The sequence below is a fragment of the Neisseria sp. P0021.S006 genome, from assembly GCF_051956895.1.
This window is the reverse complement of the sequence record NZ_JBQCWZ010000957.1, coordinates 1-565: the sequence shown is the minus strand read 5'-3', so window position 1 is coordinate 565 and position 565 is coordinate 1. Positions and strand designations below refer to the sequence as shown.

General features: G+C 36.6%; 1 protein-coding gene and 1 pseudogene. Both read left to right on the top strand.

Annotated elements, in window-relative coordinates:
• Positions 1 to 298 (top strand): hypothetical protein (locus ACTHUM_RS18135; protein ID WP_440403700.1); only part of this gene is annotated, 298 nt, incomplete at its 5' end.
• Between the two features lie 180 nt (positions 299 to 478).
• Positions 479 to 565: pseudogene (locus tag ACTHUM_RS18130) on the top strand (CRISPR-associated endonuclease Cas1); the annotation flags it as partial.

Below are 565 nucleotides of genomic sequence, written 5' to 3'. Positions count from 1 at the left end.
CCATAATGATATTGGAAATAACGATATTGATATTCTTTCGGACAAGAACTTTGAGCGAATATTTTCTGCTATATTGCAAGGATTGTTAGAATTTAAGTTTAGGGAAATGTTTAAGAAATTTGAGAATAATGATTACGAGTTCCATAATTCAGTTGCTGGAATATTTTATCAAGTAGAAGTAATGGTTCCAATTCGTGGTGTAGATAGTTTTTTTATTGCAAGAGTTGCTACATATTACCCATTTTCTCCTAAAGAATTAGCACAATTTCTTTTCCAGCCATTAGCAATAGGAATTTGATTGTATTAGAAAATATTGACTGTAATAATACAGTAAATGCAGGGAGTTTCCTTGGGTACACACTCTTTGGTAGGTTTCCTGTATTTGTTCTACACCGTCTGAAAGCCTGATTTTTTCAGACGGCCTAAACAACAAGCTGTTCCCAAACAAAAGTACGGTTAAAATCAAGAGAGTTTCCCCATGCGCAAACTGCAAAACACGCTCTATATCACCACCCAAGGCAGCTATCTGCATAAGGAGCGGGAGACGTTGGTGGTGGAGCAGGAG